We start from the raw sequence: 17,047 nt of genomic DNA, 5'->3' as shown, positions 1-17,047 counted from the left end.
GCCGATGTTTCGGAAAAAACCGGAAACCCTCGCCCTGTTCATCGCGCTGATCAGCACCCTGACCGTGCTTGGCGTCTTCCTCACCGACCTGCTGCTCGCCCGCCACCGGGACTTTGAAGCCGGCGAGCGCCGCCTGCAGCATTTCGGCATCATGATGGCCGAACATACGGCGCGGACCTTCGAAGCCGTCGACGTTCTGCTGCGCGAGATGGCCACCGACCTTTCCCACAACCGGCGCGACTGGGAAAGCTGGGAAGCGAGCCAGGGCTGGGAATACGTCGCCCAGCGGCATTCCCGCGCCATGCCGCAACTGCGCGACCTGATCATCTTCGACCGCTACGGCAACCAGCGTTTCATTTCCACCTACTTTCCGCCGCCGCACATCAACGTCAAGGACCGGCCCTATTTCGTGGCACTCGAAAACGGTGCCGATGCCTCCTCCTTCGGCCCCTACATCGGCCGCAATTCCGGCCGCTACACCTACGCCATCGCCCGTCGCATCGTCGGCAGCGACGGACGGTTCAGCGGTGCCACCTTTGCCGCGATCGAGCCGGCCTATCTGCAGGATTTCTGCTGGTCGAACCGGCTGTCCGACGATTTCGAAGCGGTCCTGATCAACGGCAAGGGACAGATCGTCGGCTCCTGCCGGCCGACCGATCTGAGCCGGCAATCGCCGCTGCTCGGCGGCCAGGCGACCGAAGTCCTGTTCGACGGTATGCTGCGCGACCTGGTGCCGCAAACCGGCCTGGCCAACGGCAATGGCTTGCTCATCTCGGTCTCGCCGGTCCCCGGCTTTTCCGACCTGCGCATCCTGACAGCCATCCCGGAAAACACCTTGCTCGCCAACTGGCGCAGCCGTCTGCTCGAACTCGGCACGGTCGGCCTGCTGGTCAGCGTCGTGCTGCTCGTCGGCGCCCTGCTGGTCCGCCGTCAGCTGCGCGAAATGTCGGCGATGACCGAACAACTGGCGGCCAGCCATGAAAATCTTGAAGAGCGCGTGCGCACCGCAACCCTCGAACTGGCCGGGCAAAAGGATGCGGCGGAGCGTGCCAACAAGGCGAAAAGCCGCTTTCTGGCCGCCGCCAGCCACGACCTGCGGCAACCGCTGCACGCCCTTTCGCTGTTTGCCGCTGACCTCCAGCGCCAGGTGCGCGACGGCGGCCAGCAGGACCTGCCGCGCCTGGCCGAGCAAATCGCCACCTCGACCAGCGTGCTCAGCGAGCTGCTCGATTCGCTGCTCGACATTTCCCGGCTCGATGTCGCCGGCATCAAGCCGGACATCCGGCCGTTCGCCCTCGGCCCGATGTTCGAGCGCCTCAACAACTCCTTCCGGCGGGCCGCGGCCGACCGCAAACTGGGCTTGCGATTCCGGCCGACCACCTGCTGGCTGGACTCCGACCCGGTGATGATCGAACGGATGCTGGCCAATCTGGTTTCCAATTCCCTGCGTTACACGCCGCCCGGCGGACGCATCCTCGTCGCCGCCCGGCCGCGCGGCAACTACGTTCAGATCGAAGTGCGCGACAGCGGCGTCGGCATCGCCCCCGAACATCAGGCGGCGATTTTTGCCGAGTTTTACCAGGTCGGCAATCCGGCCCGGGAGCAGAACAAGGGCCTCGGTCTCGGGCTATCGATCATCGACCGGCTGGCCCGCGCGCTCGACGTCAAGGTCAGCCTCCGCTCACGGCTCGGCGAAGGCACGACTTTCGCGCTACTCGTTCCGGTCAGCGATCCCGCCGAGTACAACCGGCCGGAAAATCGCCCGCCATCGATCGGCAAGGCGCACTTCATCGGCAACTCCGACGAGTTGCTCGCCGGGCTGAAACTGGTCGAAAGCTGGAATTTCGGGGTCACTTCGGAAGATGGCACGGCGCGCCAGCGGCCACCGCAGGACGCCGTGCTGATTGTCGATGCCGGACTGGCCGGCGAGGTCAGTGCCGAACTATCGCCCGGCGCCCCGCTGATCGTCCTGACCGGCGCGGTCGGTCAGGCGCTGCCGGCCGGGGCCCACGCGCTGCCGACCCCGGTCAGGCCGGCCAAGCTGCGGGCGCTGCTCAACCAGCTTCAGAAAACGTTGCCGAAATCGATGCCGTAACGGGAAACGGCAACCAGCGCCTGGGTCCGGCTACCGACGCCGAGCGCCTTGAAGACGGCAGTTGCATGAATTTTGACGGTCCCCTCGGAGAGTTCGAGCTGATCGGCAATATCGCGATTCGACAGGCCGCGCACCATCAGCGCCAGCACCTGGGCCTGCCGGTCGGTCAGCCCGACTTCCTCGGGTTTGACGCCGAACTTCGACGGCGGCACCGGCGTCGCATCGTCGAGACGCGCCCCCTGCTGGCCGCTCGGCCGGAAGATGTTGCCGGCCAGCACTTCGCGGACCGCCGCCAGCAGCGCCTCGCCGGAAAATGCCTTGGGAATGAACCCGGAGGCACCGAGATTGAGCACCCGGGTAACGGTCGGCGTATCGTCGAAAGCCGAGACGACGGCGACCGGCATCGCCGGGTGACGGCGGCGCAAAATATCCAGACCGGCAAAGCCATCGATGCCGGGCAGCGCCAGATCGAGCAGCACCAGATCGAACTCGCCTTCTTCGTCGAGCACCGAAAGCGCCGATTCGAAATCCGCGCTTTCAAACACCGCGACCTCCTTCTCGATCTGCCCGAGCAGACGTACCAAGCCTTCGCGCACCAGTGCGTGATCTTCAACCACCAGCAACCTGAGCATACGTTCCCCCCTATTAACGGGCGCTAATTTATCACTTTGTCACATCGCGTGTTCATGCGAATTGCAAGCTGGAACCAATTACCGCGAACACCCTCCAAAAAGTGGTTTAAGATGTTTTTACGCTAATAAGAAGGAGAGACAAATGTCCGACAACCAAGCACAAGATCCCCTTAATTTCATGCGCAACATGTGGGGCAGGATGGGTTTCACGTTGCCGGGCATGGTCGCGCCGACATTCGATCTGGAAGAACTCGACAAGCGCATCAAGGATATGAAGGCCGTCGAAGGCTGGTTGCGGATGAACCTCTCGATGCTGCAAATGACCATCCAGGGTCTGGAAATGCAGCGCACCACGGTATCGACCGTGCAGACCATGAGCAAGATGGCCGTCGATGCCGCCAAGTCGATCAATCCGGCGGCGGCCGAAGAGGCTGCACCGGCCGATCCGGCGCAAAGTGCCTTTTCCGAAGCGGCGATGTGGCCGTGGCAGATGATGCAGCAGATGCGCGAACAAATGCAGCAAACCGCCGATGCCGCCGCTCAGGCCAGTGCCGAGAGCAAGGCCGAAGAGCTGTCGGGCAGCCGCAAGAAGTAGTCAGCGGCCGGCCAGCCACGCTGCCCAGAGCGGCAGCGTGAGCATCGAACCCAGCGTCGTCGCCGAGATCAGCCAGGCCACGCTGCGCCCGTCACCGCCCATGCGCATCGCCAGGATGTAGGCCGACGACGCCGTCGGCAAGGCGGCGAACAGCACCACCACCTGATAATTGAGACCGCTCAAGCCGAGTTGCGCGCCAACCGTCAGGGCAATCAACGGCAGGGCCAGCAGCTTGACGCCGAGCAGCCACAATGAAAGTCCCCGGACCCCGGGCAAGCTGTCCAGCCGCAGTGCGGCACCGACGGTAATCAGGCCAAGCGCAATCGAGGCATCGGCCAGACGACCGAGAAAGGCCTGCAGCGGGGCCGGCGGCACGAAACCCGACAGATTCAGCAAGAACCCGGTGGCCGTTCCCCAGATCAACGGATTGCGCGCCACCTCGCGCCACAGGCCGACTTCGCCATGGCGCGCCAGCATCCACACCGAGACCAGATTGGCCACCGGCACGGCGGCGCCGACGATCAGGCCCATCGTGGCGATGCCGGGCGAACCGTACAACATGCCGGCGACGGCCAGCGCGATGTAGGAATTGAAGCGATAGCCGCACTGGAACAGCGAGGCATAGGTCAGCGCCGGCAAGCGGCTGAACAGTTTGGGCACGATGCCGAGAGCCATGCCGCCGAGCATCGCGGCGAATGCCGTGAGCAGCAGCGGCATCGCGGCGCCGAGATCGAGCCGCGTCTTGATGATGGCGTTGATCAGCAGGGCCGGAAACAGAATGAAATAGACCAACTTCTCGACGCCGTTCCAGAAATGGTCGCCGAGATGCATCCAGCGCCGGATGGCCGCCCCGAGCAGGATCAGCGCGAAGTCGGGAAAAAGGAGAAGGGCGGTGCTCATCGGCACATTTTAGGCGCTGCGCCGCCGGCGCCCAACTGTGGAAAGCCGCAAGCCGGCTTGACCGGGCCTGGCAAACCCGAAATACTGCTTTGCAGCTAGGAGAAATATATGAATCCCGAATGGTGGCACTGGGTCGTCGGCGGCATTGCGCTGGTTCTCGCCGAATTGGTCATTCTCTCGTTTTTCGTTGTCTGGTTCGGTTTGGGCGCGCTGCTCGTCGGCCTGCTGGCACTGGCTTTCGAACTGTCCCTGACGGCTCAGCTGGCGACCTGGACGGTCGCCTCACTGGCCATGGTCTGGCTGTGGTTCCGGGTTTTCAAGCAGAGTTTTCAACGGACGCGGATCGGCACGGCCGATGGCGAAGTCATCGGGGAAATCGGCCTGCTGGTCAGCGCCGTCGCCCCCTTCGAACGGGGCAAGGTGCGTTTTCAACGGCCGGTGCTCGGCGCCGAGGAATGGGTGTGCCTGTCCGATACGGCGATCGCGGCCGGCGAGCGGGTCAAGGTCATCGCGGTGGAAGGCAGTTTCCTGAAGATAGGCAAGGCTTAGAAAGGTCGAAAAATGGATATGAATGCTGGTTTCATGGTCACCCTGGCCATCCTCGTCTTTGTCGTGGTGACCATCGCCAAGGGCGTCCGTATCGTGCCGCAGGGCGAGGAATGGATCGTCGAGCGGCTCGGCAAATACCACGGCACGCTGAAGCCCGGTCTCAACATCGTCATCCCCTACCTCGACAAGGTGGCCTACCAGCTGGTCACCAAGGACATCATCCTCGACGTCCAGGAACAGGAAGTGATCACCCGCGACAACGCGGTGATCCTGACCAATGCCATCGCCTTCATCAAGGTCACCGACCCGGTCAAGGCGGTCTATGGCGTGACCGATTTCTCGGAAGCGATCCGTAACCTGATCATGACCACGCTGCGCTCCATCGTCGGCGAAATGGAACTCGACGAGGCGCTCTCCTCGCGCGACAAGATCAAGGCCCGGCTGCGCGAGAGCATCGCCGACGAGGCGGTGGACTGGGGCTTGACGGTCAAATCGGTGGAGATCCAGGACATCAAGCCGTCGCAGTCGATGCAGAAAGCCATGGAGATGCAGGCGGCGGCCGAACGCGAACGAAAAGCGGTGGTTACCCGCTCGGAAGGCGCCAAGCAGTCGGCCATTCTCGAAGCCGAAGCGCGACTCGAATCGGCCAAACGCGATGCCAACGCCCAGGTCATGCTGGCCGAAGCCTCGGCCGAGGCCATCCGCCGCATCACCGCGGCGATCGGCGAGCAGACCGGACCGATGTCCTACATGCTCGGCGAAAAGTACATCGCTGCGCTGGAGCGCATGGGCGAGAAGGACAACGCCAAGGTCATCGTGCTGCCGGCCGATCTGCAGGAGGCGGTACGCGGCCTGTTCGGACGCAGCAAGGGCTGAGCGGACGACCCTCAACGCTGGTCCGGCGGCGCTTTCCTGGCCCGCCGACGGGCGATGAAAGCGACATAGTGGCCCAGCCACTCGCTATGGGATAGCACATTCTCTTCAACTGCCGGCAGGCGCCGTTCAACCTTCAGCCGACGCTCGCGCCAGCCATACGGCGGGCCGAGCTCAAGCAGCCGCCGCTCCTGCAATCGGCGCCGATTCAGGCTTGGCGGCCCAGACCGTTTCATTGCTGACATCAGCCCCCCGGACATCGAATCTGGCCAAAGCCATAGGCTAACGGCCCTTCGGGAAAACGCTAGCGGCCGGTCGCTTCGGCGATGTAGGCGATCACGCTGGAACCTGTCGGGGACGACCTACAGGGGGTCAGCCGCTTCGTTTTGCCCTCGATTACCGGGGCGACCGGGTGTTCAGCCGAGGGCGCCGCTCACCGTCAGACGTTCGATCTGCTCCGGCGAATAGCCGGCGGCGAGGAGGATGGCGGTGTTGTGCTCACCGCTTTTCGGGGCGGGCTGGCGCACCGCGAACTGGAAATCCGCCATTTTCAGCGGCGGGGCGAACTGGGTCAGGCCATCGCTTTTGACGACCATGCCACGCGCCGCGATCTGTTCGTTGTCGAGCGCCTCTTCCGGCGTCAACACCGGCGTAACGCAACAGTCCGCCGTCGCAAAGCGAGCGGCCCATGCATCGCGCGGCTGGCCGGCAAAAACGCTCGCCATCTCGCTGCGCAGGCTGGCATCCCACTGCCGGGCGACCCAGTCCGGGCGGGCCAGCACTTTGCAGCAGATCGCCCAGAATTTGCCTTCGAGGGCGCCGACCGCCATGTATTTGCCGTCGGCGCAGCGATAGGTGGCGTAACAAGGCAGGCCGCCGGTCAGCATGTCGGTGCCGCGCGGCGCCGATTGGCCGGCGTCGTTCAGCCGGAGCATGGTGAAATAGGTGTGGGCCAGCACGCTGTCGGTCATCGATACGTCGATGTAGCGGCCCTGCCCGGTCCGCTGCGCTTCGAGCACGGCGGCGAGAATGCCCATGGCGGCAGTCAGCGCGCCGCCCAGCAGGTCGGCGATCTGGAAATTGGGAATCGCCGGCTGATCGCCTTCGCTGCCGATCTGGTCGAGTACCCCGGCGTAGCCGAGGTAGTTGATGTCATGGCCGGCGAGATCACGGTACGGGCCGTCCTGGCCGTAGCCGCTGATCGAGCAGTAGGCGATTTTCGGATTGAGCGCCGCTACCGTCGCATAGCCGATGCCGAGCTTGTCCATGACGCCGGGTCGAAAGCTTTCGACGATGACATCGACCGTGCCGGCCAGCCGCAGGAAGATGTCGACGCCTTCCGGCTTCTTCAAATCCAGCCGCAGGCCCTGCTTGTTGCGGTTGATCATCCGGAAATAGGCGCTGTCCTCACCCTGGCCAGTGCCCAGCGTCCGGGCATAGTCACCGACCTGCGGATCCTCGATCTTGATCACTTCGGCGCCGAGGTCGGCGAGATGCAAGGTGGCCACCGGCCCCGGCAGCAGGCGGGTCAGGTCGAGAATGCGGATGCCGGCCAGCGGTCCCGGCCGGCTCATTTGTCGCAGACGCCGAGGAGATCGGCTTCCAGTTCGATCTCCATGCCTTTTTCCAGCCGCCGGTCGATGAACATGCCGCGATAGAGACGCCCGGCATTGGCCGCTTTCACACCATGCGGCGTTTCCCACTCGGTGACGCGCAGGCGAACCATGCCGATCTGTTCATCGCGTTCCGGCTGCGTTGCCGCCACACAGGGATAGGCCAGCGCCTGGCGATTGAATTCGGCCCGGCTATATTGCTCGATATTCTTGCCCGGCACCGTCGGGCAGTGGCCGAGATGGCGGGTCTGTACTTCGGTGTCGATGACCTGCCCCTTCAGATAATAGACCGGGTCGGTGACGACCCAGCCGCTGCCCCCCTCTTGATAGACCACGCAGGCACCCGCCTGCAGCAATTCCGGCTGCTTGAAGAGCAGCCGGGCCGACGGACGAAGCGCCGGCTCGGCGGCCAGCGCCGGGGTCGCCAGCAGGGCCAGCAGCACAAGAAGATTTCGCATGAACACAGCCGGTTTAATAGACCCGGCTATCTTCGATCACCTTGCCATCGTTGGGCAAGCCCCCGGGCGCCGAAAAAGCCACCTCGCCACGCAGCTTGGTAACCTCGCGCAGGCTGGCAACCAGCGCCTTGTCGAGCGCCTCGCCACCGGCTTCGATTTCGCAATGCAGCACCATCCGATCCTGGCCGCCCGGATTATCGACGACCAGGCGCATGCGATGAATTTCCGGATGACGCCGGGCGATGTCGGCGACCTGCTCGGGATGCACGAACATGCCCTTGATCTTGGTCGTCTGGTCGGCCCGGCCGAGCCAGCCTTTCAGCCGGATATTGCTGCGCCCGCACGGCGAACGGCCGGGCAGGATGGCGGAAAGATCGCCGGTGGCGAAGCGGATCAGCGGGTAATCAGGGTTGAAGGTGGTGACTACCACTTCGCCGACCTCGCCCTCGGCGACCGGGTCGCCGGTACCGGGACGAACGATTTCGAGCAGCAACTCCTCCTCGACGACCAGCCCGGCCTCGGCTTCGGTTTCATAGGCGATCGCCCCGATGTCGGCCGTGGCGTAACACTGGCGGACGCTGATGCCGCGTTCGTTGAGCCAGCTCCGGGTGACCCCGGGCAAGGCTTCGCCCGAGACGCAGGCCTTGCTCAGCGAACTGATGTCGGCGCCGATTTCCTCGGCTTTTTCGACAATGATGCGCAAAAAGGACGGCGTGCCGACATAGCCGTCCGGCTTCAGGTCGACCATCGCCTGCACCTGCTGCTCGGTCTGCCCGACGCCGCCGGGAAACACCGCACAGCCGAGCTTGCGTGCCCCGCCCTCCATCAGAAAGGCGCCCGGCGTGAAGTGATAGGAAAAGCAGTTGTGAATCAGGTCGCCGTTACGAAAGCCAGCCGCATAAAGCACGCGGGCCATGCGCCAGGGATCCATGTCCTTGCCCTGCAATTCGTAGATCGGCCCGGGCGACGAAAAAACGCGCTTGGCCTTGTGGCGCGGCAGCGAATTGAGACCGCCGAACGGCGGCGTCTTCTTCTGCAATTCGATCAGATCGCGCTTGCGGGTCAGCGGCAGTTTGGCCAGCGCCTCGCGCGTCACGCACTCGAACGGATTGACCCCGGCCAGCGCCTGGAAATAGTAATGGGTCGTTTCCTTGGCATGCGCCACCTGACGGGCCAGCTTGTCCATCAGGTCTTCTTCGCGCTCGTCCGGATCGCGGGTTTCCAGCGGATCGTAATAGCTCATGATAACCAGCGCTTTCTGCGACGGTAGTGCTTCACATCTTTAAATGACTTGCGCCCGGCCGACGACAGGCCAAGGTAGAACTCCTTGACGTCCTCGTTGGTGCGCAGTCCTTCGGCATCGCCTTCCATGACCACCCGGCCGTTTTCCAGGATGTAGCCGAAGTCGGCGTATTTCAGCGCGACCATGGTGTTCTGTTCGGCCAGCAGGAAACTGACGTTCTCGCGGCTGTTCAGATCCTTGACGATCTCGAAAATCTCTTCGACGATCTGCGGCGCCAGCCCCATCGACGGCTCGTCGAGCAGGATCATTTCCGGCTTGGCCATCAAGGCCCGGCCGATGGCGCACATCTGCTGCTCGCCGCCCGAGGTGTAACCGGCCTGCGAGCTGCGCCGCGTCTTCAGGCGCGGGAAGTAGTGATAGACCTTGTCGAGGCTGTCCTTCAGTTCGCCGCGCGAAATCGAGCGGGTGTAGGCGCCGGTCAGCAGGTTTTCCTCGATGCTCAGGTGGCCGAAGCAATGCCGCCCTTCCATCACCTGGATGACGCCGCGCTTGACCAGTTCGTTCGGGGTCAGTTGGTCGATGCGATTGCCCTTGTATTCGACCGAGCCCTTGGTGACATCGCCGCGTTCGGCGCGCAACAGATTGGAAATCGCTTTCAGCGTCGTCGATTTGCCGGCGCCGTTGGCGCCGAGCAACGCGACAATCTTGCCTTTCGGCACGTGCAGCGACACGCCCTTGAGAACCAGGATCACGTGGTCGTAGATGACCTCGATGTTGTTGATGGCGAGGTAGTGGTCGGTAGCGGTAGTGGTTTGTGCAGTCATGGGATTCCTTTTAGTTGCTAGTCGCTAGTCGTGAGCAAGAGCCCCGGCTAGCGACTAACGACTACCGACTAATTACTTTTCTTTGCTGCAATCACGCGGCGTGATGCCCTTTTCCTTGGCGTACTGCTTCGCCGAGGCCTGGAACAGCGGGTGGATCAGCGCCTTGTTGCCTTCGATCCAGCCGGAGACCGGCACCCACTTGGCGCCGTCCCATTGCTGGACTTTCACCTTGCCGGAACCTTCGTGGTTGTCACAGGAAGTCTTGATTTCCGGCAACAGGTCGGTGGCGCCCAGCGTCTTCAGGCGGGCCTCGGTGATGTTCAGGTTTTCCAGCGCCCAACGCATCTGCTCGCCGTTCAGCGCCTTGCCCTTGCCGTACTTCTCCTGGCCCTTGCGGATCGCCTCGACCGACAGCACGGCGGCGGAAACGCCACGGTTGTAGAGAACGGTGCCAATCTTGGCCTTGTCCTGCAGGTTGCCCTTGTTGGCGCCGTAGACCACCTTCTCGATGTCGGAAATCACCGGCACCTGCTTGCCGGCGACGTTCCAGGTCGCAGCCATGTAACCCTTGGCGGCTTCGCCGGCCGGAATGACGTCTTCCTCTGAACCGGTCCACCATGAGCCGATCATCTTGTCACGCGGGTAGCCGACCTTCTGGGCCGCCTTCAGCGCCGTCTGGTTCATCACGCCCCAGCCCCAGAACACGACGTAATCCGGCTTCTCCTGACGAATCTTCAGCCACTGGGCGCCCTGCTCGTTGCCTGGGTGGGCGACCGGAATCTGCACCAGCTGGAACTTGTTCAGCGAGGCTTCGGCTTCCATCGCGATGATGGCTTCCTTGCCGTAGGCCGAGTCGTGATACAGGTAGACGATCTTCTTGCCGGTCAGATTGCCGGCATTCTTGTCCTTGATGAACTTGACGATGGCCGAGGCCTGCATCTGGTAGGTGGTGACCAGCGGGAAGGCGTAGGGGAAGACCGAGCCGTCCACCGCATCGGTCCGGCCGTAGCCCATCATCGCCAGCGGCAGCTTGTCCTGCGCCGACTTGTCGACCAGGGCGTAGGAGATGCCGGTGGACATCGTGTGGATCGGGCCGGCCGACTTGGCGGCCTTGCTCTTCAGGCGCTCGTAACACTCGACGCCCTTGGCGTTGTTGTATTCGGTTTCGCACTCTTCCCAGGTCATCTGGACGCCATTGACGCCCTTTTCCTTCATGTTGACGTAGTTCAGGTAGTCGATGAAACCGCCGTAGAAGGCCTGGCCGTTCGAACCGTAGGGACCGACGCGGTAGTCGATCAGCGGGAAGAACTGCTCTTCCGCGGCGACCGCCATCTGCGACAGCAGGGCCAGGGACACCGCAGCGGCGGCGAGGGCGGGTTTGAATTTTTTGATCATTGAATGTCTCCTCCAGATTTACAGAAAAGCGACGGGGCCGCCGCCGCTTGGACAATAGCCCTTCCTAGTGCGGGAACGGCCACAGACGCAGTTTCTCCTTGGCGATTTGCCACAGACGGGCCAGCCCGTGCGGCTCAACGATCAGGAAGAACATGATCAGCGCACCGAACACCAGGATCTGGATGTGCGACACGGTGGCGCTGGCAAAAGGCAGGCCGAACAGATCGGCGACGAAGGGCAGAGCCACATCGAGGAAGATCGGCAGCAGCAGGATGAAGGCGGCGCCGAGGAAGCTGCCCATGATCGAACCGACACCGCCGATGATGATCATGAACAGGATCTTGAACGACATCTCGAGCGAGAAGCCGTCCGGCTCGACCGAGCCGAGGTAGCAGAAGGCGTAGAGCGCCCCGGCCACGCCGCAGTAGAAGGAACTGACGGCAAAGGCGAGTAGCTTGGTCGGCATCAGCCGGATGCCGATCACCGAGGCGGCGACGTCCATGTCGCGTACCGCCATCCAGGCCCGGCCGGTCGACGAGCGGACCATGTTCTTGGCGGCCAGCGCCATGACGACGACGATGGACAGCACCAGCAGGTATTTCTCGACCGGCGTGGTCAGCTCATGGCCGAAGATGATCAGCTTCTGGGTCGAAATCACGCCGGACGACGAGTTGTTCGACAGCCAGGGAAACTTGGTCAGGCACCAGACGATGAAGAACTGTGCCGCCAGAGTCGCCACCGCCAGATAGAAACCCTTGATGCGCAGCGAGGGCAGGCCGAACAGGATACCCACCCCGGCGGCGGTGAGGCCGGCCAGGACAAAGGAAACCAGCAGCGGAATGCCCTCGACCCGCAACTGGAAGTTGTAGGCGGCGTAAGCGCCGACCGCCATGAAGGCGGCCGAACCGAGCGACAACTGGCCGGCATAGCCGGTCAGCACATTCAGGCCGAGCGCCGCCAGGGCGAAGATCAGGAAGGGAATCAGGATCGCCGAGAACCAGTATTCGCTGGCCAGCAACGGCACCCCGAGGAAAGCGACGGCGAGCAGCACGATGACCCCGATGCGGTCCTGGCGGATCGGGAACAGTTGCTGGTCGGCGGCGTAGGTGGTCTTGAATTGACCGGCTTCACGGTAAAGCATGTTTTATTAGTCCTTAGTCGCTAGTCTTTGGTCGCGGAGCAGAAGCAGCGGCGCTACACGCGGTCGATGTGCTTCTCGCCAAACAAGCCTTCCGGCCGCACGAGAAGGAAGAGCAGCGCCAGCACATACGGGAACCAGCCCTCGATGCCGCCGAAATTGCCGCCGAACAGATCCTGCATGACCGGCGGGATGTAGATTTCCGCCAGCTTTTCGGAGGCGCCGATGATCAGGCCGCCGACAATCGCCCCCGGCACCGAGGTGAAGCCGCCGAGAATGAGTACCGGCAGCGCCTTGAGCGCGGTGAAAGTGAGCGCAAACTGCACGCCATTGCGGGCGCCCCACATCATGCCGGCGACCAGCGCGACGAAACCGGCGACGCCCCAGACGATGGCCCAGATGTGCTGCAGCGGAATGCCGATCGACAGGGCCGCCTGATGGTCGTCGGCAACGGCGCGCAGGGCCCGGCCGATGCGGGTGTATTGGAAGAACAGGGCGAGCGTCGCGACCAGCACGGCGGCTACGCCGGCCGCCACCAGATCGAACTTGGAAATGACCATGTTCCAGTTGTCGAGAATCCAGGGAATCGGCTCGTCGACAATGCCCAGCTCCAGGGCCCGCGGGTCGCTGCCGAAGATCATCGGGGCCAGGCCTTCGATGAAGAAGGCCAGACCGATGGTCGCCATGAACAGCGAAATCGGCGGCTGGTTGACCAACTTGCGCAGCACGAACTTCTCGGTGGCGATGCCGAACAGCGTCATGATGCCGAACGCGAGGATGATCGCCAGCCACAGCGGCGCCCCCTTCTCGATGCAGCCGACCACCGACAGCGCCGCCATATAGACCATCGCGCCCTGGGCGAAGTTGAACACCCCCGAGGCCTTGTAGATCATCACGAAGCCGAGCGCCACGAGGGCATACATGACCCCCGAGAGCAGTCCGCCGATCAGGACTTCAAAGAAAAAATTCATCTCCCCGTCTCCTTAGTGACCAGCGCCAAGATAGGCCTTGATCACATCCTCATTGTTTTTCACTTCGTCGGGCACGCCGTCGCCGATCTTCTTGCCGTAGTCGAGCACGACGACGCGGTCGGAAATATCCATGACGACGCCCATGTCGTGTTCGATCAGCACGATGGTCGTGCCGAACTGGTCATTGACGTCGAGGATGAAGCGGCACATGTCCTGTTTCTCTTCGACGTTCATACCGGCCATCGGCTCGTCGAGCAGCAGCATCGACGGCTCTGCGGCCAGCGCCCGGGCCAGCTCGACGCGCTTTTGCAGGCCATAGGGCAGGCGGCCGACCGGCGTCTTGCGGATGTGCTGGATTTCCAGGAAATCGATCACTTCCTCGACCTTCTGGCGATGCGCCAGCTCTTCCTGGCGGGCCCGACCGAACCACAGGGCATGCTCGATGAAGTTGGACTTCATCTTGGTGATGCGCCCGGTCATGATGTTGTCGAGCACGGTCATGCCCTTGAACAAGGCAATGTTCTGGAAGGTGCGAGCGATGTTCTGGCGGGCCGCCATGTGCGGCTCCATCTTCTTGCGCTCCTGGCCGTGCCAGAAAATCTTGCCGTCCTGCGGGTGATAAACGCCGTTGATGACGTTCAGCATCGAGCTCTTGCCGGCCCCGTTCGGGCCGATGATGGCGCGGATTTCGTGTTCGCGGACGTCGAAGGAGATGTCGGTCAGCGCCTTGACGCCGCCGAAACGCAGGGAAATGTTCTGCAGGTCGAGAATGACGTCGCCTATTTTTTTGCTCATGTTCAGGCAGCCTTTTTCACGATCGGAAAGGTTTTCGCTTCGATGATCTTCAGGTCGGCCGACACCTTGCCGCGCCGGCCATCCTCGAACTTGACCTCGGTTTCGATGAACTGATTGGTCTTGCCCGCGTAGAGCGCGTCGATCAGCACCTTGTATTTCTCGGCAACGAAGCCGCGGCGCACCTTGCGCGTCCGCGTCAGTTCGTCGTCGTCGGGATCGAGTTCCTTGTGCAGCACCAGGAAACGATGGATCTGCGAATCGGCGACCATCGTGTCATGGACCAGTTCGGCATTGATCTGCTCGATGCACTCGCGGATCAGTTCCAGCACCTCCGGCTTGCCGGCCAGGTCGGCATAACCGGCGTAGGAGATGCCGCGCCGCTCGGCCCAGTTGCCGACCGCGCCGACGTCGATATTGATGAAGGCGCAGACCATGTCGCGCTGGTCGCCGAAGCAGACAGCTTCCTTGATGTGCTGGAAGAACTTCAGCTTGTTCTCGATGTAGTTCGGGGCGAACATCGCGCCGTTCGACAGCTTGCCGACGTCCTTGGCCCGGTCGATGATCTTCAGGTGGCCGTCCTCGTCGAGGAAGCCGGCATCGCCGGTCATGAAATAGCCATCGACGTTGATCGCCTCGGCGGTGGCATCGGGGCGCTTGTAGTATTCCTTGAGCAGCATCGGCCCCTTGACCAGCACCTCGCCGCTATCGGCGATCTTGATTTCGACGCCGGGAGCCGCCTGGCCGACCGAGTCGAACTTGATCGCGCCGTCCGGCTGGATGCAGACATAGGCGCAGGTTTCGGTCTGGCCGTAGAACTGTTTCAGATTGACGCCCATCGAGCGATAGAAGCGGAACAGTTCCGGCCCGATCGCCGCCCCGGCCGTGTAGGCCACGCGGATGCGGCTCATGCCGAGGACGTTGCGCAGCGGACCATAGACCAGCAGGTTGCCCAGCCAGTACTGCAGACGATCGCCGAAGCCGACCGACTTGCCATCGAGAATATCGGCGCCGCAGCGCTTGGCGACCGCCATGAAGTAATGGAACATCTTCTGTTTCAGCGGGCCGGCGTCTTCCATGCGGATCATCACCGAGGTCAGCAGGCTTTCGAAGACGCGCGGCGGGGCGAAATAGCAGGTCGGGCCGATTTCGCGCAGGTCGGTCATCACCGTCTCGCCGGATTCCGGACAGTTGATGGTGAAGCCGGCGACCAGCGCCTGGGCGTAGGAGAACAGGTGATCGCCGACCCAGGCCATGGGCAGGTAGGAGAGGATGTCGCCATCCGCCCCCAGCTTGTCGACCTGCACCCCGCCCTGGGCGGCGGCAATGAAGGCGGCGTGCGTCTGGCAGACCCCTTTCGGCTTGCCGGTCGTGCCCGAGGTGTAGAGCATCACCGAAACGTCGTCGAAATGTCCCTGCTCGACTTCAGTGTTCAAGAAATCGCTGTGATTGCGGTCATGAATCCGGCCCATCTCCATCAGTTCGTGGATGTCGTGCAGGAAGGGCTGGCTGTAATGGCGCATGCCGCGCGGGTCGTCATAGACGATATGTTCCAGCGTCGGCACCTGATCCTGGATTTCCAGCATCTTGTCGACCTGTTCCTGATCCTCGACGACGACGAAGCGGATGCCGGCATCCTGCAGCACGAAGAGCATTTCGCTGGCCACCGCATCCTGGTAGAGCGGTACCGGCACACCGCCCAGGCACTGGGCGGCGGTCATCATCATGTAGAGATGCGGCCGGTTGTCGCCGATGATCGCCAGATTGTCGCCGCGCTTGAAACCGAGCGAGGCCAGGCCGCAAGCCAGCGCCCGGACGCGCTCGGCGACATCGGACCAGGTCCACGTTTGCCAGATGCCGAGATATTTCTCGCGCATGGCCGGTGCATCGGGCCGCGTCTGGGCATGATGAAACAGTAATCGCGGGAAGGTATGCAAACCATCCAGCGAAGCAAAATTCGCCTGCCTGGGCATTCTTTAGTCTCCTCTTTGCCGCGTTTTTAGGTACGCGGTCTAACGTTCGTTTGAATCATTGTGGGCACGATAGCCTTACACAAACCTTGCAGCGCACCACAACGATCACAGATTGTCGCGGCCCAGTGTAGGCACAGCCGGGGCTTATAATTGTCATCCGGCAGACAATCCAGGAAATAAATTGAAGAACGCCGAAGAACTATTGCGCACCTCCCTGTGGGGGCGATCCCTCACCGAAGAAGAAATGCTCAAAGCACTGGCCGGCACCAGCGAGCGCACCTTCGCGGCCGGCGCCTTCATCTGCATGAAGGGCGAACCGGTCGACTACTGGATGGGCATCATCAACGGCCTGGGCAAGATGGCCAGCCACTGGACCACCGGCAAGACCACCTCGCTGACTGGCATCAGCTCCGGCGGCTGGTTCGGCGAAGGCTCCCTGCTCAAGACGGAGGTTCGCCGCTACGACGTCATGGCGATCCGCGAAACCCGCGTCGCCTTCATGAATCGCGCCACCTTCAACTGGCTGCTCGACCACAGCATTCCGTTCAACCGTTACCTGGTCGCCCAGTTGAACGAACGCCTCGGCCAGTTCATCGGCATGATCGAAAACGAGCGCATGCTCGACACCGATGCCCGCATCGCCCGCGGCCTGGCCGCGCTGTTCAACCCGGTGCTCTACCCGGGCACCAACCGCCTGTTGCAAATTTCGCAGGAAGAGCTCGGCTACCTGGCCGGGGTTTCGCGGCAGCGCGCCAATCAGGCGCTGAAAGTGCTCGAAGATGCCGGCCTGGTGCGCAGCGAGTACGGCGGCATCAACGTCCTCGACCTCGACGGCCTGCGCAGCTTCGGCGACTGAGCGGAGCGGCCACCGGCCGACCGCAAGCCCGATTTCCCCCGAAAAGGCTTTGTCGCCAATGCCGGATGCCCTATAGTTTTCCGGCACCCGATTTATGCCATTTGGTTTAATCGATGGCATTCGGCCCAATGGTCACCACA

General features: G+C 62.8%; 17 protein-coding genes. 5 read left to right on the top strand and 12 right to left on the bottom strand.

Going from position 1 to position 17,047, the window contains the following annotated elements:
• Positions 1 to 4: 4 nt before the first annotated feature.
• Entirely contained in the window at positions 5 to 2,095 is a 2,091-nt protein-coding gene (locus tag KI611_RS01600) for an ATP-binding protein (protein ID WP_226418093.1), read from the top strand.
• On the opposite strand, the gene KI611_RS01595 is transcribed toward KI611_RS01600, so the two are convergent.
• Complete coding sequence (locus tag KI611_RS01595) at positions 2,065 to 2,727, bottom strand: response regulator transcription factor (RefSeq protein ID WP_226418092.1); 663 nt, start codon at positions 2,725 to 2,727, stop codon at positions 2,065 to 2,067. The two genes, KI611_RS01600 and KI611_RS01595, sit on opposite strands and share 31 nt — an antisense overlap.
• Before the next feature lie 142 nt (positions 2,728 to 2,869).
• Between KI611_RS01595 and KI611_RS01590 the strand changes: the two genes are divergently transcribed.
• Positions 2,870 to 3,322: a PhaM family polyhydroxyalkanoate granule multifunctional regulatory protein gene (locus tag KI611_RS01590; RefSeq protein ID WP_226418091.1), complete on the top strand. Its 453-nt coding sequence runs from the start codon at positions 2,870 to 2,872 to the stop codon at positions 3,320 to 3,322.
• On the opposite strand, the gene KI611_RS01585 is transcribed toward KI611_RS01590, so the two are convergent.
• Positions 3,323 to 4,222 (bottom strand): AEC family transporter, encoded by a 900-nt coding sequence (locus KI611_RS01585; RefSeq protein WP_226418090.1) that lies wholly within the window; start codon positions 4,220 to 4,222, stop codon positions 3,323 to 3,325.
• Positions 4,223 to 4,330: 108 nt separating this feature from the next.
• On the opposite strand from KI611_RS01585, the gene KI611_RS01580 reads away from it, so the two are divergent.
• Both KI611_RS01580 and KI611_RS01575 read left to right on the top strand, forming a co-directional pair.
• The gene (locus tag KI611_RS01580) at positions 4,331 to 4,771 is read left to right on the top strand and encodes an NfeD family protein (RefSeq protein ID WP_226418089.1); all 441 of its coding nucleotides are present in this window, start codon (positions 4,331 to 4,333) and stop codon (positions 4,769 to 4,771) included.
• A gap of 12 nt (positions 4,772 to 4,783) precedes the next feature.
• Positions 4,784 to 5,647 (top strand): SPFH domain-containing protein, encoded by an 864-nt coding sequence (locus KI611_RS01575; protein WP_413463998.1) that lies wholly within the window; start codon positions 4,784 to 4,786, stop codon positions 5,645 to 5,647.
• A gap of 11 nt (positions 5,648 to 5,658) precedes the next feature.
• Here the strand turns inward: KI611_RS01575 and KI611_RS01570 are convergent, their stop codons facing one another.
• The 10 genes from KI611_RS01570 to KI611_RS01525 all read right to left on the bottom strand — a co-directional run bounded on the left by KI611_RS01570 (position 5,659) and on the right by KI611_RS01525 (position 16,051).
• Complete coding sequence (locus KI611_RS01570) at positions 5,659 to 5,880, bottom strand: hypothetical protein (RefSeq protein ID WP_226418088.1); 222 nt, start codon at positions 5,878 to 5,880, stop codon at positions 5,659 to 5,661.
• Between the two features lie 180 nt (positions 5,881 to 6,060).
• Positions 6,061 to 7,218, bottom strand: a complete 1,158-nt coding sequence (locus KI611_RS01565; protein ID WP_226418087.1) for a CaiB/BaiF CoA transferase family protein — start codon at positions 7,216 to 7,218, stop codon at positions 6,061 to 6,063.
• Positions 7,215 to 7,715, bottom strand: coding sequence for a hypothetical protein (locus KI611_RS01560; protein WP_226418086.1), 501 nt, complete (start codon positions 7,713 to 7,715; stop codon positions 7,215 to 7,217). The genes KI611_RS01565 and KI611_RS01560 overlap by 4 nt, the downstream gene beginning before the upstream one ends.
• Before the next feature lie 13 nt (positions 7,716 to 7,728).
• Positions 7,729 to 8,958: a phenylacetate--CoA ligase family protein gene (locus KI611_RS01555; protein WP_226418085.1), complete on the bottom strand. Its 1,230-nt coding sequence runs from the start codon at positions 8,956 to 8,958 to the stop codon at positions 7,729 to 7,731.
• Positions 8,955 to 9,782, bottom strand: coding sequence for an ABC transporter ATP-binding protein (locus KI611_RS01550; protein WP_226418084.1), 828 nt, complete (start codon positions 9,780 to 9,782; stop codon positions 8,955 to 8,957). The genes KI611_RS01555 and KI611_RS01550 overlap by 4 nt, the downstream gene beginning before the upstream one ends.
• 72 nt (positions 9,783 to 9,854) lie before the next feature.
• Positions 9,855 to 11,177, bottom strand: a complete 1,323-nt coding sequence (locus KI611_RS01545; RefSeq protein WP_226418083.1) for an ABC transporter substrate-binding protein — start codon at positions 11,175 to 11,177, stop codon at positions 9,855 to 9,857.
• Between the two features lie 64 nt (positions 11,178 to 11,241).
• A complete protein-coding gene (locus KI611_RS01540) occupies positions 11,242 to 12,318 on the bottom strand; it encodes a branched-chain amino acid ABC transporter permease (protein WP_226418082.1) in 1,077 nt (358 codons plus the stop codon).
• A gap of 53 nt (positions 12,319 to 12,371) precedes the next feature.
• Positions 12,372 to 13,286, bottom strand: coding sequence for a branched-chain amino acid ABC transporter permease (locus KI611_RS01535; protein ID WP_226418081.1), 915 nt, complete (start codon positions 13,284 to 13,286; stop codon positions 12,372 to 12,374).
• A 12-nt stretch (positions 13,287 to 13,298) separates the two neighbouring features.
• Positions 13,299 to 14,081, bottom strand: a complete 783-nt coding sequence (locus tag KI611_RS01530) for an ABC transporter ATP-binding protein (RefSeq protein ID WP_226418080.1) — start codon at positions 14,079 to 14,081, stop codon at positions 13,299 to 13,301.
• Between the two features lie 2 nt (positions 14,082 to 14,083).
• On the bottom strand, positions 14,084 to 16,051 hold the full coding sequence (locus KI611_RS01525) for an AMP-dependent synthetase/ligase (protein ID WP_226418079.1): 1,968 nt from the start codon (positions 16,049 to 16,051) through the stop codon (positions 14,084 to 14,086).
• A 181-nt stretch (positions 16,052 to 16,232) separates the two neighbouring features.
• On the opposite strand from KI611_RS01525, the gene KI611_RS01520 reads away from it, so the two are divergent.
• Entirely contained in the window at positions 16,233 to 16,907 is a 675-nt protein-coding gene (locus KI611_RS01520; protein ID WP_226418078.1) for a Crp/Fnr family transcriptional regulator, read from the top strand.
• Positions 16,908 to 17,047 lie beyond the last annotated feature (140 nt).

The organism is Dechloromonas denitrificans, from assembly GCF_020510685.1.
GTDB classification, from domain to species: Bacteria; Pseudomonadota; Gammaproteobacteria; order Burkholderiales; family Rhodocyclaceae; genus Azonexus; species Azonexus denitrificans_A.
Note: the sequence above shows the minus strand (reverse complement) of the source record. Positions and strands in the feature narration are given on the sequence as shown.

Bases quoted from the DNA above. Each gene is read 5' to 3' on its own strand.
- KI611_RS01565 (WP_226418087.1), bottom strand. From the start codon at position 7,218: ATGAGCCGGCCGGGACCGCTGGCCGGCATCCGCATTCTCGACCTGACC.
- KI611_RS01535 (WP_226418081.1), bottom strand. From the start codon at position 13,286: ATGAATTTTTTCTTTGAAGTCCTGATCGGCGGACTGCTCTCGGGGGTC.
- KI611_RS01590 (WP_226418091.1), top strand. From the start codon at position 2,870: ATGTCCGACAACCAAGCACAAGATCCCCTTAATTTCATGCGCAACATG.
- KI611_RS01575 (WP_413463998.1), top strand. From the start codon at position 4,784: ATGGATATGAATGCTGGTTTCATGGTCACCCTGGCCATCCTCGTCTTT.
- KI611_RS01580 (WP_226418089.1), top strand. From the start codon at position 4,331: ATGAATCCCGAATGGTGGCACTGGGTCGTCGGCGGCATTGCGCTGGTT.
- KI611_RS01540 (WP_226418082.1), bottom strand. From the start codon at position 12,318: ATGCTTTACCGTGAAGCCGGTCAATTCAAGACCACCTACGCCGCCGAC.
- KI611_RS01560 (WP_226418086.1), bottom strand. From the start codon at position 7,715: ATGCGAAATCTTCTTGTGCTGCTGGCCCTGCTGGCGACCCCGGCGCTG.
- KI611_RS01555 (WP_226418085.1), bottom strand. From the start codon at position 8,958: ATGAGCTATTACGATCCGCTGGAAACCCGCGATCCGGACGAGCGCGAA.
- KI611_RS01600 (WP_226418093.1), top strand. From the start codon at position 5: ATGTTTCGGAAAAAACCGGAAACCCTCGCCCTGTTCATCGCGCTGATC.
- KI611_RS01525 (WP_226418079.1), bottom strand. From the start codon at position 16,051: ATGCCCAGGCAGGCGAATTTTGCTTCGCTGGATGGTTTGCATACCTTC.
- KI611_RS01530 (WP_226418080.1), bottom strand. From the start codon at position 14,081: ATGAGCAAAAAAATAGGCGACGTCATTCTCGACCTGCAGAACATTTCC.
- KI611_RS01585 (WP_226418090.1), bottom strand. From the start codon at position 4,222: ATGAGCACCGCCCTTCTCCTTTTTCCCGACTTCGCGCTGATCCTGCTC.
- KI611_RS01545 (WP_226418083.1), bottom strand. From the start codon at position 11,177: ATGATCAAAAAATTCAAACCCGCCCTCGCCGCCGCTGCGGTGTCCCTG.
- KI611_RS01595 (WP_226418092.1), bottom strand. From the start codon at position 2,727: ATGCTCAGGTTGCTGGTGGTTGAAGATCACGCACTGGTGCGCGAAGGC.
- KI611_RS01550 (WP_226418084.1), bottom strand. From the start codon at position 9,782: ATGACTGCACAAACCACTACCGCTACCGACCACTACCTCGCCATCAAC.
- KI611_RS01570 (WP_226418088.1), bottom strand. From the start codon at position 5,880: ATGAAACGGTCTGGGCCGCCAAGCCTGAATCGGCGCCGATTGCAGGAG.